27 protein-coding genes are annotated in these 21,974 nt (G+C 67.7%); 13 read left to right on the forward strand and 14 right to left on the reverse strand.

Annotated features, from left to right (window positions below; translation table 11 throughout):
• Positions 1–62: 62 nt before the first annotated feature.
• Together hutC and WS96_RS17615 are read right to left on the reverse strand one after the other, a co-directional pair.
• Positions 63–800: a histidine utilization repressor gene (hutC, locus tag WS96_RS17610; protein WP_059834145.1), complete on the reverse strand. Its 738-nt coding sequence runs from the start codon at positions 798–800 to the stop codon at positions 63–65.
• Between the two features lie 31 nt (positions 801–831).
• Entirely contained in the window at positions 832–1,374 is a 543-nt protein-coding gene (locus tag WS96_RS17615) for a helix-turn-helix domain-containing protein (protein WP_059834147.1), read from the reverse strand.
• A 132-nt stretch (positions 1,375–1,506) separates the two neighbouring features.
• On the opposite strand from WS96_RS17615, the gene WS96_RS17620 reads away from it, so the two are divergent.
• From WS96_RS17620 to WS96_RS17630, 3 genes are read left to right on the forward strand one after another with little or no spacing between them, the layout of a single operon-like run.
• Positions 1,507–2,289 (forward strand): aldolase, encoded by a 783-nt coding sequence (locus WS96_RS17620; protein ID WP_059834149.1) that lies wholly within the window; start codon positions 1,507–1,509, stop codon positions 2,287–2,289.
• Positions 2,290–2,339: 50 nt separating this feature from the next.
• Positions 2,340–3,236: a dihydrodipicolinate synthase family protein gene (locus WS96_RS17625; RefSeq protein WP_059834151.1), complete on the forward strand. Its 897-nt coding sequence runs from the start codon at positions 2,340–2,342 to the stop codon at positions 3,234–3,236.
• Positions 3,233–3,937, forward strand: coding sequence for an MOSC domain-containing protein (locus WS96_RS17630; protein ID WP_059834152.1), 705 nt, complete (start codon positions 3,233–3,235; stop codon positions 3,935–3,937). Before WS96_RS17625 ends, WS96_RS17630 begins: the two co-directional genes overlap by 4 nt.
• Positions 3,938–3,954: 17 nt before the next feature.
• Here the strand turns inward: WS96_RS17630 and WS96_RS17635 are convergent, their stop codons facing one another.
• Positions 3,955–4,716: an SDR family oxidoreductase gene (locus tag WS96_RS17635; protein ID WP_059834154.1), complete on the reverse strand. Its 762-nt coding sequence runs from the start codon at positions 4,714–4,716 to the stop codon at positions 3,955–3,957.
• A gap of 404 nt (positions 4,717–5,120) precedes the next feature.
• On the opposite strand from WS96_RS17635, the gene WS96_RS17640 reads away from it, so the two are divergent.
• From WS96_RS17640 to WS96_RS17650, 3 genes are all read left to right on the forward strand, one after another.
• On the forward strand, positions 5,121–5,828 hold the full coding sequence (locus tag WS96_RS17640; protein ID WP_034205885.1) for a YceH family protein: 708 nt from the start codon (positions 5,121–5,123) through the stop codon (positions 5,826–5,828).
• A gap of 165 nt (positions 5,829–5,993) precedes the next feature.
• A complete protein-coding gene (locus WS96_RS17645; protein ID WP_034205886.1) occupies positions 5,994–7,124 on the forward strand; it encodes a 3-deoxy-7-phosphoheptulonate synthase in 1,131 nt (376 codons plus the stop codon).
• A gap of 429 nt (positions 7,125–7,553) precedes the next feature.
• Positions 7,554–7,982, forward strand: coding sequence for a PRC-barrel domain-containing protein (locus WS96_RS17650; RefSeq protein WP_034205887.1), 429 nt, complete (start codon positions 7,554–7,556; stop codon positions 7,980–7,982).
• 56 nt (positions 7,983–8,038) lie between these two features.
• Here the strand turns inward: WS96_RS17650 and WS96_RS17655 are convergent, their stop codons facing one another.
• The 8 genes from WS96_RS17655 to dapF form a co-directional block, all read right to left on the reverse strand.
• Positions 8,039–8,791 carry an SDR family NAD(P)-dependent oxidoreductase gene (locus WS96_RS17655; RefSeq protein WP_059834156.1) on the reverse strand — a complete coding sequence of 251 codons (753 nt, stop codon included), beginning with the start codon at positions 8,789–8,791 and terminating at the stop codon, positions 8,039–8,041.
• Between the two features lie 40 nt (positions 8,792–8,831).
• The gene (locus WS96_RS17660) at positions 8,832–9,347 is read right to left on the reverse strand and encodes an Ohr family peroxiredoxin (protein ID WP_059780163.1); all 516 of its coding nucleotides are present in this window, start codon (positions 9,345–9,347) and stop codon (positions 8,832–8,834) included.
• Positions 9,348–9,372: 25 nt separating this feature from the next.
• The gene (locus tag WS96_RS17665; RefSeq protein WP_059834158.1) at positions 9,373–10,128 is read right to left on the reverse strand and encodes an SDR family oxidoreductase; all 756 of its coding nucleotides are present in this window, start codon (positions 10,126–10,128) and stop codon (positions 9,373–9,375) included.
• 205 nt (positions 10,129–10,333) lie between these two features.
• Positions 10,334–11,338 (reverse strand): LysR family transcriptional regulator, encoded by a 1,005-nt coding sequence (locus WS96_RS17670; RefSeq protein ID WP_059834160.1) that lies wholly within the window; start codon positions 11,336–11,338, stop codon positions 10,334–10,336.
• A 110-nt stretch (positions 11,339–11,448) separates the two neighbouring features.
• A complete protein-coding gene (locus tag WS96_RS17675) occupies positions 11,449–11,853 on the reverse strand; it encodes a cupin domain-containing protein (RefSeq protein WP_034205892.1) in 405 nt (134 codons plus the stop codon).
• Positions 11,854–11,916: 63 nt separating this feature from the next.
• Entirely contained in the window at positions 11,917–12,396 is a 480-nt protein-coding gene (locus WS96_RS17680) for a carboxymuconolactone decarboxylase family protein (protein WP_059834162.1), read from the reverse strand.
• Positions 12,397–12,575: 179 nt separating this feature from the next.
• The gene (locus WS96_RS17685; protein WP_059834164.1) at positions 12,576–13,463 is read right to left on the reverse strand and encodes an RNA polymerase sigma-70 factor; all 888 of its coding nucleotides are present in this window, start codon (positions 13,461–13,463) and stop codon (positions 12,576–12,578) included.
• A complete protein-coding gene (dapF, locus tag WS96_RS17690) occupies positions 13,460–14,269 on the reverse strand; it encodes a diaminopimelate epimerase (RefSeq protein WP_059834166.1) in 810 nt (269 codons plus the stop codon). The genes WS96_RS17685 and dapF overlap by 4 nt, the downstream gene beginning before the upstream one ends.
• Positions 14,270–14,538: 269 nt before the next feature.
• Between dapF and WS96_RS17695 the strand changes: the two genes are divergently transcribed.
• The 3 genes from WS96_RS17695 (at position 14,539) to trhA (ending at position 17,676) form a co-directional block, all read left to right on the forward strand.
• Entirely contained in the window at positions 14,539–16,617 is a 2,079-nt protein-coding gene (locus WS96_RS17695; protein ID WP_059834168.1) for a carbon starvation CstA family protein, read from the forward strand.
• Positions 16,618–16,630: 13 nt separating this feature from the next.
• Positions 16,631–16,837, forward strand: coding sequence for a YbdD/YjiX family protein (locus WS96_RS17700; protein ID WP_059834170.1), 207 nt, complete (start codon positions 16,631–16,633; stop codon positions 16,835–16,837).
• A gap of 218 nt (positions 16,838–17,055) precedes the next feature.
• A complete protein-coding gene (trhA, locus tag WS96_RS17705; protein ID WP_059834171.1) occupies positions 17,056–17,676 on the forward strand; it encodes a PAQR family membrane homeostasis protein TrhA in 621 nt (206 codons plus the stop codon).
• Between the two features lie 45 nt (positions 17,677–17,721).
• Here trhA and WS96_RS17710 read toward each other — a convergent pair whose 3' ends face one another.
• The gene (locus WS96_RS17710; RefSeq protein ID WP_059834173.1) at positions 17,722–18,156 is read right to left on the reverse strand and encodes a nuclear transport factor 2 family protein; all 435 of its coding nucleotides are present in this window, start codon (positions 18,154–18,156) and stop codon (positions 17,722–17,724) included.
• Positions 18,157–18,311: 155 nt separating this feature from the next.
• The gene (locus WS96_RS17715; protein WP_059826220.1) at positions 18,312–18,665 is read right to left on the reverse strand and encodes a DOPA 4,5-dioxygenase family protein; all 354 of its coding nucleotides are present in this window, start codon (positions 18,663–18,665) and stop codon (positions 18,312–18,314) included.
• A gap of 263 nt (positions 18,666–18,928) precedes the next feature.
• Here WS96_RS17715 and WS96_RS33735 point away from each other — a divergent pair, with 263 nt between their 5' ends.
• The 4 genes from WS96_RS33735 to WS96_RS17730 all read left to right on the forward strand — a co-directional run bounded on the left by WS96_RS33735 (position 18,929) and on the right by WS96_RS17730 (position 20,662).
• Positions 18,929–19,099, forward strand: coding sequence for a hypothetical protein (locus tag WS96_RS33735; RefSeq protein ID WP_156443658.1), 171 nt, complete (start codon positions 18,929–18,931; stop codon positions 19,097–19,099).
• Between the two features lie 52 nt (positions 19,100–19,151).
• Positions 19,152–19,529: a hypothetical protein gene (locus WS96_RS17720; protein WP_059834175.1), complete on the forward strand. Its 378-nt coding sequence runs from the start codon at positions 19,152–19,154 to the stop codon at positions 19,527–19,529.
• A 223-nt stretch (positions 19,530–19,752) separates the two neighbouring features.
• Positions 19,753–20,232 carry a hypothetical protein gene (locus WS96_RS17725; RefSeq protein ID WP_059834530.1) on the forward strand — a complete coding sequence of 160 codons (480 nt, stop codon included), beginning with the start codon at positions 19,753–19,755 and terminating at the stop codon, positions 20,230–20,232.
• Positions 20,233–20,401: 169 nt separating this feature from the next.
• Positions 20,402–20,662, forward strand: coding sequence for a hypothetical protein (locus tag WS96_RS17730; protein ID WP_006485063.1), 261 nt, complete (start codon positions 20,402–20,404; stop codon positions 20,660–20,662).
• Positions 20,663–20,812: 150 nt separating this feature from the next.
• Here the strand turns inward: WS96_RS17730 and hpnH are convergent, their stop codons facing one another.
• Positions 20,813–21,973, reverse strand: coding sequence for an adenosyl-hopene transferase HpnH (gene hpnH, locus WS96_RS17735; protein ID WP_059834176.1), 1,161 nt, complete (start codon positions 21,971–21,973; stop codon positions 20,813–20,815).
• Between the last annotated feature and the right edge of the window lies 1 nt (position 21,974).

The following is a 21,974-nucleotide window of genomic DNA, read 5'->3' on the forward strand; positions in this document are numbered from 1 at the left end:
AACACGGCGGCCGTTTCATGACGAAACGGCCGCCGTGCGTGTCGGGGGCGTGCGACGAAGGATCAGGTCGGGTGGCGCCCCGCGCCCGGCTTGAAGCGCGAGCCGAGCCGGTAGCGGTTGCCCGGATGCAGGAAGTGCACGAACGTGACGGGCAGCCCGTCCGTCCACGTGCGGCGCGTGAGCGTGAGGCACGGCTCGTCGGCGCGCATGTCGAGCAGCCGCGCCTGTTCGCCGGTGGGCAGCGACGCGTCGACGACGTGTTCGATTTCCAGTTCGTAGTGCGACACGTTGTTGTACAGGTACTCGGATGGCGGCTCGATCTGGAAATCCTGATCGATGAAGCCGGGCGCGGCAGCCGGGTTGACGTAGCGATCCTCGAGCTGGATCGGGCGGCCGTTTTCCTCGTGCACGCACACCACATGAAAGACCGGCGTATTGACCGGCAGGCCGAACGCGGCCGCGACGTCGAACGACGCGGGCTCGCGGGCCTGGCTGAGCACGCGGCAGCGGTACTCGTGCCCGCGCGCACGGATCTCGTCGCGGATATGCGCGATCATCAGCAGGTTCGACTGCGGCTTCACCTCGGCGACGAACGTGCCGACGCCCGCGATGCGCTTCAGCACCCCTTCCTCGGTCAGCTCGCGCAGTGCGCGGTTGACCGTCATGCGCGCGACGCCGAACTGCGCGGCGAGATCGAGTTCGGACGGAATGCGGTCGCCGGGGCGCCAGTCGCCGGCCTCGACGTTCTGGCGAACGAGCGTCTTGATCTGCTGGAACGGTGCGGTGGCCCTGGTGACCATCGGAAGATCCTTGCGCGAAGAAGTGACGAGGCTAGTCGTCGTGGCTGACGATGACCAGAATCTCCGCCTGCGCGGTGCCGAGGCTGCGCGTGCGGTGGGGAATGAGTGCGTTGAAATAGACTGAATCGCCGGCCCTGAGTTGCACCGTCTCGTTCGGAAATTCGATTTCGACCCGCCCCTTGTGCACGAACAGGAATTCCTCGCCTTCGTGCTCGCGGAACGTCGACGCGACGAATTCGTGCGGCGGATGCACGACGAACGGCAGCATCTTCTTCGGCGCGACCCCGGCCGCGATGCTCTCGAAACGGTGCGCGTGGCTGTCGGCCGCCGCGCCCATCGCGGTGCGCTCGCCGGCGCGCGTGACCGTGATCAGCTCGCGGTTGCCGCTTTCCGAGAACAGTTGTTCGACGTCGACGTTCAGCGCCTTCGACAGCTTCAGCGCGACCGCGATCGACGGCACGCTCAGGCCGCGCTCGACCTTCGACAGGTAGCTCTTGGTGAGGCCGGTTTCCTCGGCCAGCACGTCGAGCGTCCAGCCTTTCTGTTTTCTGAGCAGCTTCAGGCGAATCGTCATGGGGCGCCGGGTGTCCTTTGAAAAACCGATTGTAACGCATGACACAATGTGTCATTCGGTGTATTGTGTGTCATGCGCTCGGGGAAACGGCCGCGGACGGCGCGGCGGACCCGGGGCATTCAGGAGGCGAACATGGCGGAAACGCTGAATTTGACGAAGGAAGCGCTGGTCGCGCTGGCGGAGCGGCGCCTTGAAAACGAAGTGGGCGACAGCGGCTGGTCCGCGCGGCAAAAGCTCGCGCTGACGTGCCGGATCCTGTTCGACGCCGGCCACGACTCCGGCCTGGCCGGGCAGATCACCTGCCGCGCGGATGCGGCCGGCACCTACTACACGCAGCGGCTCGGGCTCGGCTTCGACGAGATCTCGGCCGCGAACCTGCTGCGTGTCAACGAGGATCTCGACGTCGTCGATGGCGAAGGCATTCCGAACCCGGCCAACCGGTTCCATACGTGGATCTATCGCGAGCGCCCGGACGTGAACTGCATCATCCACACGCATCCGGCGCATGTCGCGGCGCTGTCGATGCTCGAGCAGCCGCTCGTGGTGTCGCACATGGACACCTGCCCGCTGTACGACGATTGTGCGTTCCTGAAGGACTGGCCGGGCGTGCCGGTCGGCAACGAGGAGGGCGAGATCATCTCGAAGGCGCTCGGCAGCAAGCGCGCGATCCTGCTGTCGCATCACGGCCAGCTCGTGGTCGGCAAGACGATCGAGGAGGCGTGCATTCTCGCGCTGCTGATCGAGCGCGCCGCGAAGCTGCAACTGCTCGCGATGTCGGCCGGCGAGATCAAGCCGGTACCGCCCGCGCTCGCGCGAGAAGCGCACGACTGGATCTCGAAGCCGAAGCGCGACGCGGTGACGTTCGACTACTACGCGCGCCGCGCGTTGCGTACGCATCGGGACTGCATCGCGTAAACGAGCGTGCCGTTTCGATCCTGTCAGACAATCATTGAGGAATACGAATCGTGACGATTCTGCTGAAGGGCATCATTGCCTACCCGGTTACGCCGTTCTCCGCCGACGGCGGCGTCGACCTGAAAGCGCTCGACGCGCTGATCGAGCGCCTGATCGCCGACGGCGTTCACGCGATCGCCCCGCTGGGCAGTACCGGCGAAAGCGCCTACCTGTCCGATGCCGAATGGGAGGCCGTCGCCACCGCGTCGATTCGTGCGGTGCGCCGGCGCGTGCCGACCGTCGTCGGGATTTCCGATCTCACCACGGCGGGCGCGGTGCGCCGTGCCCGCTTCGCCGAGCGGGCCGGCGCCGATGCGGTGATGGTGCTGCCGGTGTCGTACTGGAAGCTCGGCAACGACGAGATCGTCGCGCACTACCGCGCGATCGGTGCAGCGATCGGTATCCCGATCATGCTGTACAACAACCCGGCGACGAGCGGCGTCGACATGTCGCCGGACCTGATCACGACGATCTGCCGCACCGTCGACAACGTGACGATGGTCAAGGAGAGCACCGGCGACATCGGCCGGATGCATCGGCTCGCGCAATTGAGCGGCGGGACGATCCCGTTCTACAACGGCAGCAATCCGATGGCGCTCGCCGCGCTGGCCGCGGGCGCGGCCGGATGGTGCACGGCCGCGCCGAATCTGAATGCCGCGTTGCCGCTCGCGTTGTTCGACGCGATGCGGACCGGCGATCTCGCACGCGCCCGATCGGTTTTTCACGCGCAGTTGCCGTTGCTGCAGTTCATCGTCAACGGCGGGTTGCCGGTGACCGTGAAGGCCGGCTTGAGGTTGCGCGGCTTCGACGCCGGGGAACCGAGGCGGCCGCTGCTGCCGCTCGGCGAAGCACGCACGCGCGAACTCGAGCGACTGCTCGCGGCGCTGCCGGACGGTGTGGCCGCATGAGCGACGACGCCCGGCCGGCGATCGCGGTCGCCATCGGCGCGGTGCGGATCGGCGCGAGCCGTCCGCTCGCCGGCACGCCGCACGCAAGCGCGATCGACAAGCAGCCGGCGGATGCGCGCCTGTGGCTGGGCGCGCTCGGCTTCGCCGGCGACACGCCGGCCGATGCGCGGCATCACGGCGGTCCCGACAAGGCCGTTCATCACTATGCGCACGATCACTATGCGTGGTGGGCCGGGCAGATCGGCGCGCGCGACGTGCTCGCCCGGCCGGGCGCGTTCGGCGAGAACCTGTCGACGCGCGGCATCACCGAGCACGACGTGTGTCTCGGCGACGTGTTCACGCTCGGCGGCGCGGTGCTCCAGGTGTCGCAGTCGCGGCAGCCGTGCTGGAAGCTCAACGCGCGTTTCGATCATCCGCGGATGGCGGCGCTCGTGCAGCAAAGCGGCCGGACCGGCTGGTACTACCGCGTGTTGCAGGAGGGCTGGGTGGCGGCGGGCGATGTGCTCGCGCTCCACGCGCGCCGCTACCCGCAATGGCCGCTGTCGACGGTGCTCGACGTGCTGTATCGACGCACGCTCGACATGGCCGCGCTCGATGCGCTGTGCGACGTGCCGGTGCTGCCGCCCGGCTGGCGCAGGATGCTGGAAAAGCGCCGGACGGCGCGGCAGGTCGAAGACTGGACGAAGCGGCTCGAAGGGTGACGCGCCGCGTCCGATGCTTACTTCGTCGGCAGGTTGCGCACGTCGGCCGTCGGCTCGTTGCCGAATGCGTCGCTCAGCGCATAGCCGATCAGCTGTCGGGCGGTTGCCTCGGGCGTCGCGAGCGCGCCGCTCGACTTCAGCTCGTCGAATTTCTCGCGCATCGGGAAATCGTCTTTGCCGGTCGCGCGGATCGTGGTCTGCATGCCCGTGTCGACGACGCCCGGCGCGACGCTGCAGATGCGCAGCGGGCCGTTCGCGTCGAGCGCGACGGCGCGCGCATGGTGATCGAGCGCGGCCTTGGTCGCGCAGTAGACGCTCCAGCCCGCATACGCGTTGCGGGCCGCACCGCTCGACAGGTGCACGATCCGGCATTCGGTCGCGGCCGACGCGGCCTGTGCGAGCGCGGCCGACAGCATCAGCGGCGCGGCGACGTTCAGGCCGACCGCGCGGGCGACGATCGCCGGGTCCTGCGCGGCGAGCGGGCCGATCGGATCGACGATGCCCGCGTTGTTGAACAGCAGCACGAGCGACGCGCCGTCGACGAAGCGGCGCAGGGTGTCGCCGGCCAGCCAGGTCGCGATGGTCTTCGAGTCCGACAGGTCGAGTTCGACTTCGGCGAAGCGCTCGCCGGCCTGCGACGCGAGCGACGGATGACGGCTGCGCGACACGCCGAGCACGGCGATGCCTTCCTGCAGCAGTTGTTCGGCGAGCGCCGCGCCGACGCCGCGCGTGTGTCCGGTGACGATGGCGCGCACGGGTGCGGGAGAAGATGCAGTCATGGTGGTGAACCGGTGAGGGCGTGAACGGGTTTGACGAGCGGCGCGCGGCATGGTGCAGCGCGTTCAACGCGGGCGATGCGTGGTATCGACGTGTGAAGGCGATCGCGCGCGGCGCCGCTGATATCGGGATGAACGTCTATCGTAGCGCCGGCATGCGCATCGCGCAAACGCCCGGGCGTGCGCGAAGGACGAATCTGCGGCGCCGTGCACATGGGTCGCCGCGTCGTCGCCCGCTATCGGGCGCGCCGCTACGTCCGACGAAAGCCCGCCGCGGCGCGTGCGCGCGCCGGTGCGGCGAGTGGCGCCGGGCCACGCGTCGCGAGCTATCATATGGCTCGCCCGTGCGCGACGCCGGACGGGCCGCGACCGTTTCCCTTCACCTGCTGCACGCTGCGACGCCACTCATGAACACCACGCCGGATACGCCCACGCCCCGCGCTCTTCGCGAACTCACGCCTCTCGAGGCCCGCATTCTCGGCGTGCTCGTCGAGAAACAGCACACGGTGCCGGATACCTACCCGCTGTCGCTGAACGCGCTGACCGCGGGCTGCAACCAGAAAACCGCGCGCTCGCCGGTGATGAACGTCAGCGAGGACGAAGTCACGACCGCGCTCGACGGGCTGAAGCACTTGAGCCTCGTGATGGAGGGCAGCAGCAGCCGCGTGCCGCGTTTCGAGCACAACATGAACCGCGTGCTCGGCATTCCGAGCCAGGCGATCGCGCTGTTGACGATCCTGTTGCTGCGCGGCCCGCAGACGGCCGCCGAGTTGCGCCTGAACAGCGCGCGCCTGCACGGCTTCGCGGATATCTCGTCGGTCGAGGCGTTCCTCGACGAACTCGCGGCGCGCGCGCAACCCCTCGTCGTCCGGCTGCCGCGTGCACCGGGCGCGCGCGAGAATCGCTGGATGCATCTGATGTGCGGCGCGGTGAACGTGGCCGATTTCGCGAGCGCGGATGCCGGCGGTGCGGAGGCGGTGCCGCCTTCCGAATTCGAAGCGCTGAAGGCCGAGCAGAAACGCCTCGCGGACGAAGTGGCGCGGCTGAATGCGCTGGTTCGGCGGATGGCCGGCGAACTGGGGATCGACGCCGACGCGCAGGGCGACGCGGGCTGATCGCTTCCTGACGCAATGGCGGTGGTGCGCGCGCACCGCCGCGTTACTTCAGCGCGACGCCCGGTACGAGGTAACGCGCACCGCCCGGTCTCAGGATCGGCGCGAGCGCGGGTGCCATAATCGAGCCTGCCCATCATTCCAGACAGACGTCCCCGGAGAATCGCCATGCAGAACCTCGACAATCCTTCCCACGATCGCGAGGTAGGCAGCGCCGACGCGACGCAGGACACCACGCGCATCGACGACGTCCGCATCGGCGCCGTGCGTCCGCTGATTTCCCCGGCGCTGTTGCTCGACGAACTGCCGGTGCCGGCCGCCACGCAGACGCTCGTCGAGGATACGCGCCGCGCGATCGGCGATATCCTGCACGGTCGCGACGACCGGCTGCTGCTCGTCGTCGGCCCGTGCTCGATCCACGATCACGACCAGGCGCTCGATTACGCGCGCCGCCTGAAGGTTGCCGCCGACGCGTTGAAGGACGACCTGCTGATCACGATGCGCGTCTACTTCGAGAAGCCGCGCACGACGGTCGGCTGGAAGGGATACATCAACGATCCGCGTCTCGACGGCAGCTTCCGCATCAACGAAGGGCTGCGCGCCGCGCGGCAACTGCTGCTCGACATCAACGCGCTCGGCCTGCCGGCGTCGACCGAATTCCTCGATCTGCTGAGCCCGCAGTACATCGCCGACCTGATCGCGTGGGGCGCGATCGGCGCGCGCACGACCGAGAGCCAGAGCCATCGCCAGCTCGCGTCGGGCCTGAGCTGCCCGATCGGCTTCAAGAACGGCACCGACGGCGGCGTGCAGGTCGCGTCGGACGCGATCGTCGCCGCAGCCGCGAGCCATGCGTTCATGGGGATGACGAAGATGGGGATGGCCGCGATCTTCGAGACGCGCGGCAACGACGATGCGCACGTGATCCTGCGCGGCGGCAAGAACGGGCCGAACTACGATGCGGCGCACGTCGAAGCGAGCTGCGCGGTGCTGCGCAAGGCCGGCCTGCGCGAGCAGGTGATGGTCGACTGCTCGCATGCGAACTCGAACAAGTCGCACGAGCGGCAGATCGAGGTGGCGCAGGATCTCGCGCGGCAACTGTCGCAGGGCGAGCACCGGATCGTCGGCGTGATGGTGGAGAGCCATCTCGAGGCCGGCCGCCAGGATCTGAAGCCGGGCGTGCCGTTGCAGTACGGCGTGTCGATCACCGATGCGTGCCTGAGCTGGACGCAGACGGAGCCGGTGCTCGACGTGCTGGCGGAGGCGGTGCGGCATCGCAGGGTGTATTCGCGCAATGCGTGACGCAGCGGGGCGGCGCGGCCGCCACCGCGTCGTTCGGCGCGCCGCGAAGATCGGGTGGCCGCCTGCGAGGTTGTCCTGATCGACGGGCCGCGGCGTCATTTTTTCGCGCCGCGCGCGCGTCTGTTCTGCGTGGTCTTTGATCTTGATCCGGTTCGTTCCACCTGCCGCATCGCACTCCGAACGCACGATCCGTCGATTGCCGCTACCATGAACGACGTGTTGCACGCTGCGGCCCGGCCACGCCGGTCCGCCACGCACACACGCCGTGGCGGCGCGGCCGGCCGCCACGCGACTGACGAAGCGCGGGGCGGCCATCCGCGGGGCGGCCCCCCGTGGGGCGGCCACCCGCAGGGTGTTCACCGATCGGCCGTTGCGCCCGTGTCGCTTCGTTCCCGGAATCCACAACAACCGAACCGGAGTGCAACGCATATGAAGTTCTACAAGACCCTCCTCGCAGCAACCGTCCTCGCGTCGAGCGTCGGCGCGCACGCGCAGATCGCGGGCGCGCAGCCGATCAGCGTGACCGTCGAGCAATCGCAGGCGCTGCTCGAAGGCTGGAGCGTGAAGAAGAGCGTGCTCGGCAAGACCGTGTACAACGACGAGAACCAGAAAGTCGGCAAGGTGCGCGACCTGATCGTCGCGCCGGACGGCTCGGTGTCGGCCGCGATCGTGTCGGCCGGCGGCTTCCTCGGCGTGGCCGCGCACGACGTCGCGGTGCCGATCGCGTCGCTCGACGTGCGCAACGGCAACATCTATCTGCCCGGTGCGACCAAGGAGGCGCTGAAGGCCACGCCGGCGTTCCAGTACGCGAAGGTGCCGTCGCCGCCGAAGCCGAAGAAGCTCGACGAAAAGCACTGATCTGCCACCTTGCGCGGCACGCGTCGTCCGTTGCGTGCCGCGCGTCCTCGCGACGGTCAGGTCGCGTCGAGTCCGCCGTCGACCGTGATCACCTGCCCCGTCATCCATGCCGCCTGTGGCGATGCGAGCGACACGATCCAGTTCGCGACGTCCGCGGGCTCGCCGCGCCGGCCCAGCGGAATGCGCGCGCGCTCCTGCGCCTTGATCGCTTCGATCTCGGGTACCGACAGCTTCATCCGTTCCGACAGGAAGTCCGTTTCCGTCGGACCCGCCGCGACGGCGTTCACGCGTACGCCCGCCGATGCGAGCTCGAGCGCCCAGCAGCGCGTCAGATGCTCGAGCGCGGCCTTGCTCGCCGCATAGTGCGACAACAGCGCCGCGGCCTTGTGACCGAACGTGCTCGACACGTTGACGATGCTGCCGCGGGCTGCTTTCAGGTGCGGCAACGCGGCGGTCGCGAGCATCGACGGTCCGAGCGTATTGACCGAAAAGATCGCACTGATCGCTTCGAAGGTAGCCTGCTCGAGCGGCAGGATTGCACCCGCGCCCGCATTGTTGACCAGCACATCGAGCCGCCCCGCCAGTGCGACCGCTTCGTCGATCGTGCGCGCGGCGTCGGCCGGATCGCCGGCATCCGCGACCACGTAGTCGATGCCCGGCGCGCTGTGCGCGGCCGCGGACAGCGCATCTTCGCGGCGGCCCGTGATGACGACGCGCGCGCCTTCGCGTGCGAACGCGACGGCCGCTGCCAGCCCGATGCCGGCACCGCCGCCGGTAACGAGGACTACCTTGTTGTCGAATGACTGCATGACTTTCTCGTGAAGACGATGGGTTGAATGTGCGTGCCGTTTAGCGTTCGGGCGCATCGTCCGCCGGCGCGAGCGCCACGACGTGGCTGATTCCCTCGTGCGCCATCTTCGTGTACGGACAGAAACGCTCCGTATTGCGGACGAGTTCTTCCGCCACCGCGCGCTCGACGCCCGGCAGCCGCACGCGAATGTTCGCGTTCAGCATGAACAGCCCGTCCATCGGATCGCGACAGAAGTCGATCGATGCGGATACCGATGCGCCGGCGATCGACACGCCCGCCCGTGCAGCCAGCAGGCTCAGCGCGCCGTGAAAGCACGCCGCATAACTGGCGGCGAACAACTGTTCCGGGTTCGGGCCGTCGCCGGGGCCGCCCAGCGCGGACGGCAGGCGCAGCTCGATGTCCAGGCGCCCGTCGTCGGAACGGGCGACGCCCGATGCGCGGCCGTGCTCGGCCGCCCCGCCCGTGACGGTCACCGTCGTCGAGTACAGCGTCTGCGGTTCCCGTCCGCGATACCGGTCGAGCAGCGACAGCGGCGGCGGGCGCAGCGGCGTCATGGCGTGGGTGATCCGGCTGCGGCGTTCAGCGCACGAGCGCGTTCTGCCGGAACCATGCATCGAAGGTCGTCGCGCCGAGGCGTGCGCCGGGCGCCGGCACGAGCGTGTCGTCCTGCAGCAGCGCGCCGAAGTAGTCGGCGCCCGCATCGCGCGTCACCGTCCGCGCATCGTGCGTGGCCGCCAGGAAACGCTCGACCAGATCCGCGATCCGCACGCGCTCGGGGCCGCCGATCTCGGCGATGCCGTTGCGCGGCGCGTCGAGCGCGAAGTCGGTCACGGCGGCCGCGACGTCGTCCGATGCGATCGGCTGGAAGTGCGCGGTGGTCAACCGGACCGTGTCGCCTTGCGTGCCAGCCTGCGCGATCGCCCCGACGAATTCGAAGAACTGCGTCGAGCGCACGATCGTGTACGGCACGCCTGCGTCGCGGATCAGGTTTTCCTGAATGATCTTGCCGCGGAAATACGCGCTCTGCTGCAGCCGGTCGGTGCCGACCACCGACAGCGCCACGTGATGGCGCACGCCGGCCGCGCGCTCCGCGGCGAACAGGTTGCGCCCCGACGCCTCGAAGAAGGCCTTCACGGCCGCTTCCTCGAACGACGGCGAATTCGCGAGATCGACGACGACTTCCGCGCCGGCGAGCGCGTCGTCCAGTCCCGTACCCGTGATCGTATCGACGCCGGTCGACGGCGCGGCCGCCACCGCGTCGTGGCCGCGTGCGATGAGGTTCCTGACGACCTTGCTGCCGATGAGGCCGGTACCGCCAATCACGACGATTTTCACGATTGCTCTCCTTGAACGGGCGCGCGACATGCGCGCCGCTTGAACCTGCCGAAACCGGCGACCGTCGCGCTCGCACGATCGGGCCGGTATCTTGCCGAACGGCGCAGCGCCGTACTCGCGTGCGTGTCGAACAGCCCGCATCGTAGGCATGCGCCGCGTGATCCGGTAGAGGGCTGCAAGCCCTCACCGTGTTGCTGCGAATGCATCAATCGACCGTCTCCAGCGGCGCCATCGTCGTCATCGTGGCCGGGCACTGCAGGTCGCGCGCACGCGTCTGTTCGATCATGTAGTCGATGAACACGCGGATGCGCGTGGGCAGGTGCTTGCGGCTCAGGTAGCAGAGGTAGTGGCCGCCGTCGTCCGGCGCATGCTGGCCGAGACAGCTCACCAGCCGGCCGTCGGCGAGCAGGTCGCACACCTGGTACGCCGGCAGTTGCGCGATGCCGAGCCCGTCGAGCGCCGCGCGCACGACGAGGTCGATGTCGTTGAACGTGTGATGCGCGGCGAGCTGGCGCTGCTGCGTCAGTCCGTCGATCCTGAATTCCCATTCCGTCACGCGGCCCGACGCGGTGCACAGGTTGATGCAGCGATGCCGAGCGAGGTCGTCGACGTGGCGCGGCAAGCCGTGCCGGTGCGCGTACGCCGGCGACGCACAGACGATCATCTGCATCGGAATCAGCCGGCGCGCGACGATCGCGCTGTCCTCCATGCGGCCGTCGCGGAACGCGACGTCGATGCGGTCGGCGGAGAAATCGGCCGGCCGGTCGTTCAACAGCAGGTCGAGCGTGATGTCCGGATACCGCGCATGGAAATCGCGCAGCAGCGGCGCGACGACCTTGCGGCCGAAGCCCGGCGTCGAGCCGACGCGCAGGTGTCCGCTCGGCGGCCCGCTGCGCAGCTCGCGCATGTCCTCGAGCGCCTGCGCCAGATGCTCGATGCCGGGCCGGCAGTTTTCGTAGAAGAGCTCGCCTTCGCGCGTCAGCGACACGCTGCGGGTCGTGCGCTGGAACAGGCGTGCGTCGAGCCGGTCCTCGAGCCGTTGCACGTGGCGGCTGACGGACGAGCGGCCGACGCCGAGGCGATCGGCGGCGCGCGCGAAGCTGCCTTCGGTGACGACGGCCAGAAAGGTGACCACGCCGGCATAGCAGGTCGAGAAGCTGCGCGCGAACGGATCGTCGGCATCGGGGCGGCGAATGGAGGTGTCGGGCATGGAGGCGCTGGAATCGTGGTGTCCGTATGCGACTAGACGTTTCAGCGCTGCTGCCTGTGACACCGCCCGCCGCATTTTTTCAAACAGGGTGCGGGCGACGTGCGAGCCGGCTATTTTTCCGGCACGAGCACGGGTGCGCCCTTGTCCTTCAACAGCAGCACGATGAACTTCGCGGGCCGGGTCCGGCTCGCGTTGCGTCCGACCGTGTGCAAGTCGTTCGGGCCCTCGTAGAAGGTGTCGCCCGGCTTCAGCGTGACGGGCTCGCCGCCCTTCACCTGCATCACGATCGAACCCTCGACCACATAGACGAACGCGTCGGCGTGGTGGCGGTGGACGGGATCGACCGCGCCGGGCGGATACTCGACCGAGATCATCAGCGCTTCCTTGCCCGGGTACGCGTCGAGCGGCTTCGTCATCAGCGGCGTGACGATGGCCGAGGGCGCCGCGCGAGCGGCGCCGGTCGCGGCGCCCGCGACGACGAGCGCGGACGCGATCACGTGTGTCATGCGAATCATGGTGGTGGCTTCCGGTGGGCCGCCGGCCGACGGCCGGCAGCGAAGGAGGGTGGCGGCCGGCCGTCAGGCAAGATTCGCCTTGTCGAGGCCGAACGCCTTGTCGGACGAGCCCGGCACGGTCCGGAACGCGACGTTCGCGCGGTTCCAGCCGTTGATCGCCATCACTTCGAACGTCAGGTCCGACAATTCCTTTTCGGAGAACTGGCCGCGCACGCGCTCGTAGAGGTCGTCCGGTACGCCATGCTCGGGCAGTGTCGTCAGGACTTCGGTCCACGCGAGCGCGGCCCGCTCGCGCGGCGAGAAGAGCGTCGATTCGCGCCACGTCGCCAGATGGTGCAGGCGCAGCTCGCGCTCGCCGTGGATGCGCGCTTCCTTCACGTGCATGTCGACGCAGAACGCGCAGCCGTTGATCTGGGATGCGCGGAGCGACACGAGATCCCGGATCGATTCCTCGATCGCGCTGTTGCGCAACTGATTGCTGAGTTCGAGGAATTTCTTGAACAGCTCGGGCGACTGTTGAATGTAGTTGATACGCTGCGTCATGATTTCTCCTGGCGACGAAGAGGCTGGCCCGCGCTGCGCGGGTGTCGTGGGCGGCAGGGCGCCGCGCGAAATCATCTTAGGAGTGTGCGCCGACGGGCGGTAGCCACGCACGGGGACGCATCGTGTTGCGCGCGCTGCACCAATCCGCGCTCGACCGCGGCCGGCGCGCGATGCACGCGTCAGCCGGCGGCGCAGGCAGCCGCGATCCGGGCGAGCTTGTCGGGGTTGCGCTGCACGAGAATCCGGCCGATGCGCGTACCGTCGGTCTCGAACGCCATCGCCGCTTCGAGCCGCCCGTCGATGAAGCGCAGCAGCGCCCACTGGCCGTTGAGCACGACCGGCCGCATCTCGACACCGCTGCCGCAGCGCAACCACGTCGCATAGAACAGTTGAGCGATGCGCCGGCCGCCGACCATCGGTTTCGGGAAGCTCTGGACGTGACCGCCGCCGTCGCCGATCAGCATCGCATCTTCGGCGAGCAGCGCCTGGATCGACGGGAAGTCGCCTTGCGCGAGCGCCTGCGTGAACGTCTTCAGTAGCCGGCGATGCGTTTCGTGCGGCACCGCATGCCGCGGCAGGGTATCGTCGCGCAGCCGCGCCCGGGCCCGGCTGACGAGCTGCCGGCATGCGGCTTCGGTCTTGCCGATCGCGTCGGCGATCCGGTCGTAGTCGAACTCGAAGATTTCATGCAGCAGGAACGCCGCGCGCGCTTCCGGCGTCAGCCGTTCGAGCAACAGCAGGTACGCCACCGACACGTCGTTCGCGCGCTCCGTCATTTCCTCGGGCGTCGCGGGCGATTCGCCGAGCTCCGGTTCGGGCAGCCAGATACCCGTATAGTGCTCGCGCCGGAGCTTCGCCGCGCGCAGGCGATCGATCGACGTCCGCGTCGTGACCGCGACGAGCCACGCCTCGGCGTTCTCGATGCTGTCGCGCGCCGCGTCGTGCCAGCGCAGCCACACGTCCTGCACGATGTCCTCGGCATCCGCGACGGAACCGAGCATCCGATACGCGATCTTCTGCAGGCGCGGGCGCAGCGCGTGGAAAGTTCGTGCGTCGTCGGGCGTCACAGCCACACTCCGTCGAACCCGAACGTCACCGGCCCGCTCAGGAACGCGCTGCCTGCGTCGTCCCATCGAACGGTGACGTCGCCGCCGTCGCACGTCACCCGCACGGTGTCGTCGAGCAGCCCGCGCCGGATGCCGTTGACCACCGCGCCGCACGAACACGAGCCGGAGCCGAGCGGCACGCCGCCGCCGCGTTCCCAGATACGTAGACGGACATGCGTGCGGCTGAGGACCTGCACGAAATGGACGTTGGTCTTCAGCGGAAACAGCGGATGCGCTTCGATCGGCGGGCCGAGCGCTTCGATGTCGAGCGCAGCGACGTTGTCGACGAAGAACGTGCAGTGCGGATTGCCCATGCTGCAGGCGGCCGGCGCACCGGGCAGCGGCAGCGCGAGCGTGTCGACGGCTTCCGAGAGCGGCACGTTCCGCCAGTCGACCAGCGGCGCGCCCATTTCGACCTCGATCAGCCCATCCGCCCCCTGCGCACAGTGCAGGCGCCCGCGATTCGTACGCAGCACGACCGACGCCGCGCCGGTTTCCCGCATCAGCTTCCATGCGACGCCGCGCGTCGCGCTGCCGCAGGTATCGAGCGCCGAGCCGTCGGGATTCCAGAACGCGACGCGCGCGGCGGCATCGTCGCCGTCCGAGATCGCCGCGAGCTGGTTGAAGCCGATGCCGCGACGCCGATCGCCCATGCGCCGCACGAGGTCGCGATCGATGCGCTGCGCGGGATCGTGTTCCCGGCCGCGCAGGTCGACGATGACGAAGTCATCGCCATTCGCGTTCATTTTCTGAAATCCGATCGGCATGGCGGTTCCGGAATGGAGGCAGGCAAATACTGTACGTGGCTCGCCGGTCGCGGGCAATCGCGGCCCGATGGCATGCAGGCGCCACGCATCTACGTAATTCTACGTAGATCCTCATACGTAGTTATCCGCTTGTAAGCGGCCCCCGTCGCGCGGAATACTACGGCCCATCGCCGCGGTCTCTGCGAGGCCGCGGCACGACGCATCGACGTCACGCGGGTTCGGCCCCTCGCCGCATCCACTCAAAAACACATTGGAGACCAGGAGACGCCATGAATCGGGCTTCCAGTACCCTGCTCTGGATCGCGGTCGCGCTGCTCGGCGCGTTCGCATTCGGCACGATCGCGCTTGCACACGGCGAGCGCGTCAGTGCCCTCTGGATCGTGATCGCCGCAGTCTGCGTGTATCTGATCGCGTATCGCTTCTACAGCCGTTTCATCGCCAGCAAGGTCATGCAGCTCGACGGGCTGCGGATGACGCCGGCGGTCAAGTACAACGACGGCCTCGACTACGTGCCGACCAACAAGTACGTGCTGTTCGGCCATCACTTCGCCGCGATCGCCGGCGCCGGGCCGCTGGTCGGCCCCGTGCTCGCCGCGCAGATGGGCTACACGCCCGGCATGCTGTGGATCCTGGCCGGCGTCGTGTTCGCCGGCGCGGTGCAGGACTTCATCGTGCTGTTCATCTCGACGCGCCGCGACGGCCGCTCGCTCGGCGATCTCGTCAAGATGGAGCTCGGCACGGTGCCCGGCGTGATCGCGCTGTTCGGCGCGTTTCTGATCATGGTGATCATCCTCGCGGTGCTCGCGCTGATCGTCGTGAAGGCGCTGACCAATTCGCCGTGGGGCACGTTCACCGTCGCCGCGACGATTCCGATCGCGCTGTTCATGGGCGTCTATACGCGCTTCATCCGTCCGGGCCGCATCGGCGAAGTGTCGATCATCGGCTTCGTGCTGCTGATGGCGTCGATCGCGTTCGGTCAGCACGTGCACGATTCGCCGACCCTCGCCGCGTGGTTCACGTTCAGCGGCACGCAGCTCACGTGGATCCTGATCGGCTACGGCTTCGTCGCGTCGGTGCTGCCGGTGTGGCTGCTGCTCGCGCCGCGCGACTACCTGTCGACGTTCCTGAAGATCGGCACGATCCTCGGCCTCGCGATCGGCATCCTGGTCGTCGCACCGGAGCTGAAGATGCCCGCGCTGACGAAGTTCGTCGACGGCACGGGCCCCGTGTGGTCGGGCAACCTGTTCCCGTTCCTGTTCATCACGATCGCGTGCGGCGCGGTGTCGGGCTTCCACGCGCTGATCTCGTCGGGCACGACGCCGAAGCTGATCGACAACGAAACCAACGCGCGCTTCATCGGTTATGGCGCGATGCTGATGGAATCGTTCGTCGCGATCATGGCGCTGGTGGCCGCGTGCGTGATCGAGCCGGGCATCTACTTCGCGATGAACGCGCCGGCCGCCGTGCTCGGCTCGACGCCGGAAGCCGTCGCGAACACCGTCACGCAATGGGGCTTCGTGCTGACGCCCGACATGCTCACGCAGACCGCGAAGGCCGTCGGCGAAACGACGATCATCGCGCGCGCGGGCGGCGCGCCGACGCTGGCCGTCGGCATGGCGCACATCCTGCACCAGGTGATCGGCGGCGAAGCGATGATGGCGTTCTGGTACCACTTCGCGATCCTGTTCGAGGCGCTGTTCATCCTGACGGCCGTCGACGCGGGCACGCGTGCGGGCCGCTTCATGCTGCAGGATCTGCTCGGCACGTTCCACCCGGCGCTCAAGCGCACCGAATCGCTGCCCGCGAACCTCGTCGCCACCGCGCTGTGCGTGGCCGCGTGGGGCTACTTCCTGTACCAGGGCGTGGTCGATCCGCTCGGCGGCATCAACACGCTGTGGCCGCTGTTCGGCATCTCGAACCAGATGCTCGCCGCGATCGCGCTGGTGCTCGGCACCGTCGTGCTGTTCAAGATGAAGCGCGAGCGCTATGCGTGGGTGACGATCGTGCCGACCGCGTGGCTGCTGATCTGCACGCTGACGGCCGGCTGGCAGAAGATCTTCGACGCGAACCCGAAGGTCAGCTTCCTCGCGCACGCCGCGAAGCTGCAGGCCGCGGTGGACGAAGGCAAGGTGCTCGCGCCGGCGAAGTCGATCGCGCAGATGAAGCGCATCATCTTCAACGACTACATCGATGCGGCGCTGGCCGGGCTGTTCATCTTCGTCGTCGTGGCGATCGCGGTGTACGGCGTGATCGCCGTGCTGCGCGCGCGCCGCGAGTCGAAGCCGACCGTGCGCGAGACGCCGTACGAAGCGATGCCGGCCGCGCAGGCGCTCGGCAGCGGACGTTGAAGCGGAGGCCGCGATGTTCAGCGATCTCGGCGGCGATCTGCGCAGCGCGGGGCGTTACCTCGGGCAGGCGTTGCGGCTGATGGTCGGCCTGCCCGACTACGATACCTACGTCGCGCACATGCGCGACACCCATCCGGACCGCGAGCCGATGACGTACGAGGCATTCTTCCGCGAGCGTCAGAATGCGCGGTACGGGTCCGGGGCGGGGAAGTGTTGCTGAACCGGGCCGTTGCAATGTTGCAATGAACTGACGAATCGGTTCGGTATCGAAACGGAAAGCGCCGCGATGGCTATCGCGGCGTTTTTTTTTGGGGGGCGGGCCGGCCGCGCATCACACGGCGCACGCCAGCCGTTTGCCGGGGCGCAGCACGGCGATATCCGGCCGCCGGTATCATAGGGCTTCTTTTTTTTCCGATGGCCCCCGCAGGAGAACACGTCGTGCATGTCGGTGAGCGTTTCAACAGCATTTCCCATCTCGTCGGCGCGGTGCTGTCGGTGGCAGGTCTCGTCGCGCTCGTGACGATGGGCGCGCTCGAAGGCGATCCGTACAAGGTGGTGAGCTTCAGCGTGTACGGCGCGATGCTGATCCTGCTCTACGCGATCTCGACGGCGTATCACAGCGTGCGCAACCCGCGCCTGAAGGCGATTCTGCAGAAATGCGACCATTCGGCGATCTACCTGCTGATCGCCGGCAGCTACACGCCGTTCACGCTGGTCACGCTGCGCGGCCCGTGGGGCTGGTCGCTGTTCGGCGTGAGCTGGGGGCTCGCCGTGTTCGGCATCGTGCAGGAGCTCACGCTTGGGCGCCGCACGCGCCTGCTGTCGATGATCCTGTACGTGCTGATGGGCTGGCTCGCGCTCGTCGCCGTGCGGCCGCTGATCCATGCGCTGCCGCCGATCGGCACCGCATGGCTCGTGGCCGGCGGCGTGATCTACAGCGCGGGGATCTACTTCTTCATCAACGACGAACGCATTCACCATGGCCACGGCATCTGGCATCTGTTCGTGCTGGCTGGCAGCCTGTGCCAGTTCGTCAGCGTCGCGATGTATGTCGCGTGAGCGGCGCGCCGTGCCGCATGAGCGAGCGCTTCGGCGCGGCGGCGGTCATGCGCGCTCGGCCGTCGATGCTGCGCCGCGCAGCACGTTGAACCCGACCCATCCCCAGTACACGCGATGATGCGCGATCAACCCGTCGCGCAGATCCATCACCTCGACGAGATCCACCTGATCGCCGTCCGGCGTTGCGCGCGGATATTCCCACGTCAGTTGCCGTCCGTTCGAAAAGAACACGCCGGTGCGGTACCAGCGTCCGAGCCGGTTTCCCGGATCGCGCAGGCCGGCCGCGAAGAATTCGCCGATTGCGGGCTTGCCGCGCAGCATGCCGGAGCCGTGGCCGGGCAGCGCGACGACGATCAGCGGCGTTTCGAGTATCGCGTCGTCCGCGTAGAGCGACATCAGCGCGTCGAGATCGCGCGCGACGACGGCGGCGTGCCAGCTCTGATGAATGCGGTGCGCATCGGTGTGGTCGGCGAGGGTCATGGCGGTGGCGGCACGCGTGGATAACGGCACCACTGTATCGGCGCGATGCCGCCGGACGTTTCAGCGCGGGCCGAAACGTGGATGCCGCATGTGCCGGACACGTTCGTGCCGCCCGCAAGCCCCTCGCGCAGCAGACCGCTCGGTCCGCAGGCCCGTCAGCCGCCCAGCGCGCCGAGGTTCAGCTCATGCGACTTGCCGATCCACACCGCGCAATCGCGATGGTCGCGCAGGTCGTCGCCGGTATTCGGATGCAGGAAGATGTCGAGCGCGCCGTGATTCAGCACGAGCCACGGCACGATGTCGTCGAATCGCGCGGCGCCGAACGCGATCTGGTACGACCAGGCCGGATGCGGGCCGACGAGGCGTTCGTGAAAGCGACCGAGTTCGATGGCCGCGCCGAACCGCGCGTCGACGACCTGGCGAAACGCCCAGGCCGCGTCGCGGCTCGCCGCATCGAAATAGACGTGCGCGTGCCAGCTGTCGATGGCGGTAGTGTCGAGGGCGGCCATGGAGAGACTCGATTAAAAAGGGAAATGCCGGAGATGCCGTGCGAAACGGCCGATGCGTGATTATCGCGCGTCCTCGCCGATTGCGTCGTGTCTCGGTCCGGCAAGCCGATGCAGATGATTTGTCCTATATCGAAGAATCGGCTGATCCGATGCGGTCGTCTCCGCGGTATCCGCGTGCGCGATAGCACGCCGCAGCCTTGCGGGCAGGCGCGCCGGCCGGAATCGCACCGGCAACACGTCATTTCCGAAATCGAAAGAGCGGAATGAGCACCCGCCGAATCGCCGGTAAAGATTCGATCAGATCGTTGAATGAAATAAAGAAATTCCATTTCGACGGGATTCGCGAGCGACGCCGTCCGCACGCCGAATGCGCGGCTGAAAATAACAATTGCGGATTCGGCTATTCAAGCGACATGCGCCCCGACATACGATGATTTCAACGCATCGATGATGGATCGATGCGGGGACAACCATCTGGAGGCCACTATGCGATCACTCGTTCCCGTTGCCGTTCTTTCCTGCGCACTCGCTGCGCTGCCGGCCGTCGGCTTCGCGCAGTCGATCGGCGCCGGCGACACGCCGCATGCCGCGCCGTTGACCTGGTCGGCGGCGCGTGCCGAAACCGACGTGCAACTGATGCAGATGACGCGTGCCGGCTATCGCGCGACGACGGCCGGCAACCAGAACTATCCGCTCGCGATGCAGCGGGCGCTCGAGCGCGTGAACAACCCGATGCCTGACCGGTGGCGCGACGAAAAGGCCGCGATGGAAGCGCGGGCGGCCCGCGACGCGCAGAGCGGCCATCCGGTGAAGGCGTTCTTCGTGAAAACCGCGTACTACCTGAAGGGCGAGAACACGTTTTGACTCAGGAGACGAACATGGCATGCCCCGACCGATGGTGCGGCGTGTTGCGTGCGTCGGCGATACGCAGGCTGCCGCAAGCGTGCGCGACGCGACGGCGCGCCGATGTGCACGGCATGCGACGCCGGGCGAACCCCCTGCGCGACGCGGGCCGCAGCGCCGTCGCGTGCCGCGGCGCGTGGCGCGGGTCGGCGGAGGACGGCGCGTCCGCGCGCGGGGGCGAATCATGAAGGCTGCCCGAAAAGGCCGCCGCCATCCGCCGTTGACGCGCGAATGGCTGCTGCCGCTGCCGCCCGCGCATGCACGCGACATCTCGCTGAAATGCCACATGGCGCTGGTCGCGCTGCGCGGCGAGCACGGTAGCGAAACGTTGCTGATGCGGCTGCGCACGAGCGTGTATCTGGTGTTCCTCGCGCTCGACGATGCGGTTTCTCCCGATGCGACCGTCGACCTCTGCGTCGACGCGGAGCGCGCGCTGGACGCGAGCGTGGCGCGCGCCGCGCAAAGCGGTGCGTGGACGCTGCACGACGACGAATGCGCGGTGCTCGAACGCGTGCTCGCCGCGAACGACGCATGCGTCGCGACGCTCACGCGGCATCGGCTGGCGGAGCTGTGGCGTCATGTCTGCACGTTCGCTACGGCCGAACAGCCGGGGCTGGTCGCGCAGGCCGCGGCGAAGATGCGGGAACCGGCCGTTCTGCATTGAGTGGCGGCCCGCGGGCCGTGTTTCATACGCGTCTGATTCCTTCGCGCGGCCGCGCGCCGTCTAATGACATGACTGGAACCCCGGCGAGCCGGGCGATGACGATCCATCCTCGCGTTGGCGACGAACGTGCGTGTCGACGCGAACGCATTCGTTTCAGTCAGGAGGAGCGATGGCGCTATACAGGAGCGGCGGCTACTTCACGTGCGGAAGTGGTCGCGCATTCAGCGAGAACCTGCCGCCGGGCAGCAAGGTGACGGTGGCGGGCATCTATCGATGCACCGTGTGCGGCGACGAGATCGGTATTGCGAAAGCGCAGACGTTGCCGTCCGAAGAGGCGCATCCGCACGATCTCGATCCACCGTCCGACCCGCTGCTCGATCCGGGGCCGACCGCGTGGCAACTGATCGCCGCGGCGGAGTCGCGAAGCTAGGCAATCGACGGCAGCCGCCGCACGCGGGCGCGCAAGCGCAATGCGTCACTCGGCGTCCGTCAAAACAAAAAGCGCCACAGAGCGAACTCCGTGGCGCTTTTCAATGCGCGGCCGTTGCGAAGGCGCGAACCTTCGCACGGTGCAACGCGCTTAAGCGGCCGTCGCCGACTTCGCCGGCTTCTGCAGCTTGCCCTTGCCGGCGCGCTGGATTTCCTCGAGCTTGATCTCGACGTGGCGCGAGAACACGTACTCGGCCGGACGCTGCTTCGCGATCGAGATGTCCGGTGCGAACGGGCCGTCGGTCTTGATGCCCTTGCGGCTCACGCGCAGCGCCTTCAGCGGGTTGGAGATCGTGTCCATCACGGCCGTGGCCTCGAAGCCGCAGTGGACCATGCAGTCCGCGCACTTCTCGTAGTTGCCGACGCCGTAGTTGTCCCACTCGGTCGTTTCCATCAGTTCCTTGAAGGTCTTCACGTAACCTTCGCCGACCAGATAGCACGGCTTCTGCCAGCCGAACACCGTACGCGCCGGGTTGCCCCACGGCGTGCACTTGTACGTCTGGTTGCCGGCCAGGAAGTCGAGGAACAGCGACGACTGGCTGAACGACCAGCGCTTGCCGCCTTCGCCGCGCTTCAGGATTTCGCGGAACAGGTTCTTCGTCTTGTCGCGGTTCAGGAAGTGCTGCTGATCCGGCGCGCGCTCGTATGCATAGCCCGGCGACACGGTGATGCCGTCGACGCCGATCGGGCGCAGCGTGTCGAAGAACTTCGCGACGCGCTCGGGGATCGCGTCGTTGAACAGCGTGCAGTTGATGTTCACGCGGAAGCCGCGGCGCTTCGCTTCCTTGATCGCCGCGACCGCCTTGTCGTACACGCCTTCCTGCGACACGGAATGGTCGTGCATGTCCTTGTCGCCGTCGAGGTGGACCGACCAGACGAAATACGGGCTCGGCTGGTAGTCGTCCATCTTCTTTTCCATCAGGAGCGCGTTCGTGCACAGGTACACGAACTTCTTGCGCTTCATGATGCCCTTGACGATTTCCGGCATCTCCTTGTGGAGCAGCGGCTCGCCGCCGGCGATCGACACGACGGGCGCGCCGCACTCGTCGACGGCCTGCAGGCATTCCTCGACGGACAGGCGCTGGTTCAGGATCGGATCCGGATAGTCGATCTTGCCGCAGCCGTTGCACGCGAGGTTGCAGCGGAACAGCGGCTCGAGCATCAGCGCGAGCGGATAGCGTTTGTTGCCGGACAGGTGCTGGCGCACGATGTAGGCGCCGACACGGACTTGCTGGAGCAGCGGAATAGACAAG

This window comes from Burkholderia sp. MSMB1835, from assembly GCF_001526365.1.
Taxonomy (GTDB): Bacteria; Pseudomonadota; Gammaproteobacteria; order Burkholderiales; family Burkholderiaceae; genus Burkholderia.

What these genes read in the sequence shown, in the direction of transcription:
- hutC (WP_059834145.1), bottom strand. Translation starts at nt 800, where the DNA reads ATGGTCACCAGGGCCACCGCACCGTTCCAGCAGATCAAGACGCTCGTT.
- WS96_RS17615 (WP_059834147.1), bottom strand. Translation starts at nt 1,374, where the DNA reads ATGACGATTCGCCTGAAGCTGCTCAGAAAACAGAAAGGCTGGACGCTC.
- WS96_RS17620 (WP_059834149.1), top strand. Translation starts at nt 1,507, where the DNA reads ATGGCGGAAACGCTGAATTTGACGAAGGAAGCGCTGGTCGCGCTGGCG.
- WS96_RS17630 (WP_059834152.1), top strand. Translation starts at nt 3,233, where the DNA reads ATGAGCGACGACGCCCGGCCGGCGATCGCGGTCGCCATCGGCGCGGTG.
- WS96_RS17635 (WP_059834154.1), bottom strand. Translation starts at nt 4,716, where the DNA reads ATGACTGCATCTTCTCCCGCACCCGTGCGCGCCATCGTCACCGGACAC.
- WS96_RS17640 (WP_034205885.1), top strand. Translation starts at nt 5,121, where the DNA reads ATGAACACCACGCCGGATACGCCCACGCCCCGCGCTCTTCGCGAACTC.
- WS96_RS17645 (WP_034205886.1), top strand. Translation starts at nt 5,994, where the DNA reads ATGCAGAACCTCGACAATCCTTCCCACGATCGCGAGGTAGGCAGCGCC.
- WS96_RS17650 (WP_034205887.1), top strand. Translation starts at nt 7,554, where the DNA reads ATGAAGTTCTACAAGACCCTCCTCGCAGCAACCGTCCTCGCGTCGAGC.
- WS96_RS17655 (WP_059834156.1), bottom strand. Translation starts at nt 8,791, where the DNA reads ATGCAGTCATTCGACAACAAGGTAGTCCTCGTTACCGGCGGCGGTGCC.
- WS96_RS17660 (WP_059780163.1), bottom strand. Translation starts at nt 9,347, where the DNA reads ATGACGCCGCTGCGCCCGCCGCCGCTGTCGCTGCTCGACCGGTATCGC.
- WS96_RS17670 (WP_059834160.1), bottom strand. Translation starts at nt 11,338, where the DNA reads ATGCCCGACACCTCCATTCGCCGCCCCGATGCCGACGATCCGTTCGCG.
- WS96_RS17675 (WP_034205892.1), bottom strand. Translation starts at nt 11,853, where the DNA reads ATGATTCGCATGACACACGTGATCGCGTCCGCGCTCGTCGTCGCGGGC.
- WS96_RS17680 (WP_059834162.1), bottom strand. Translation starts at nt 12,396, where the DNA reads ATGACGCAGCGTATCAACTACATTCAACAGTCGCCCGAGCTGTTCAAG.
- dapF (WP_059834166.1), bottom strand. Translation starts at nt 14,269, where the DNA reads ATGCCGATCGGATTTCAGAAAATGAACGCGAATGGCGATGACTTCGTC.
- WS96_RS17695 (WP_059834168.1), top strand. Translation starts at nt 14,539, where the DNA reads ATGAATCGGGCTTCCAGTACCCTGCTCTGGATCGCGGTCGCGCTGCTC.
- WS96_RS17700 (WP_059834170.1), top strand. Translation starts at nt 16,631, where the DNA reads ATGTTCAGCGATCTCGGCGGCGATCTGCGCAGCGCGGGGCGTTACCTC.
- WS96_RS17710 (WP_059834173.1), bottom strand. Translation starts at nt 18,156, where the DNA reads ATGACCCTCGCCGACCACACCGATGCGCACCGCATTCATCAGAGCTGG.
- WS96_RS17715 (WP_059826220.1), bottom strand. Translation starts at nt 18,665, where the DNA reads ATGGCCGCCCTCGACACTACCGCCATCGACAGCTGGCACGCGCACGTC.
- WS96_RS33735 (WP_156443658.1), top strand. Translation starts at nt 18,929, where the DNA reads ATGAGCACCCGCCGAATCGCCGGTAAAGATTCGATCAGATCGTTGAAT.
- WS96_RS17720 (WP_059834175.1), top strand. Translation starts at nt 19,152, where the DNA reads ATGCGATCACTCGTTCCCGTTGCCGTTCTTTCCTGCGCACTCGCTGCG.
- WS96_RS17725 (WP_059834530.1), top strand. Translation starts at nt 19,753, where the DNA reads ATGAAGGCTGCCCGAAAAGGCCGCCGCCATCCGCCGTTGACGCGCGAA.
- WS96_RS17730 (WP_006485063.1), top strand. Translation starts at nt 20,402, where the DNA reads ATGGCGCTATACAGGAGCGGCGGCTACTTCACGTGCGGAAGTGGTCGC.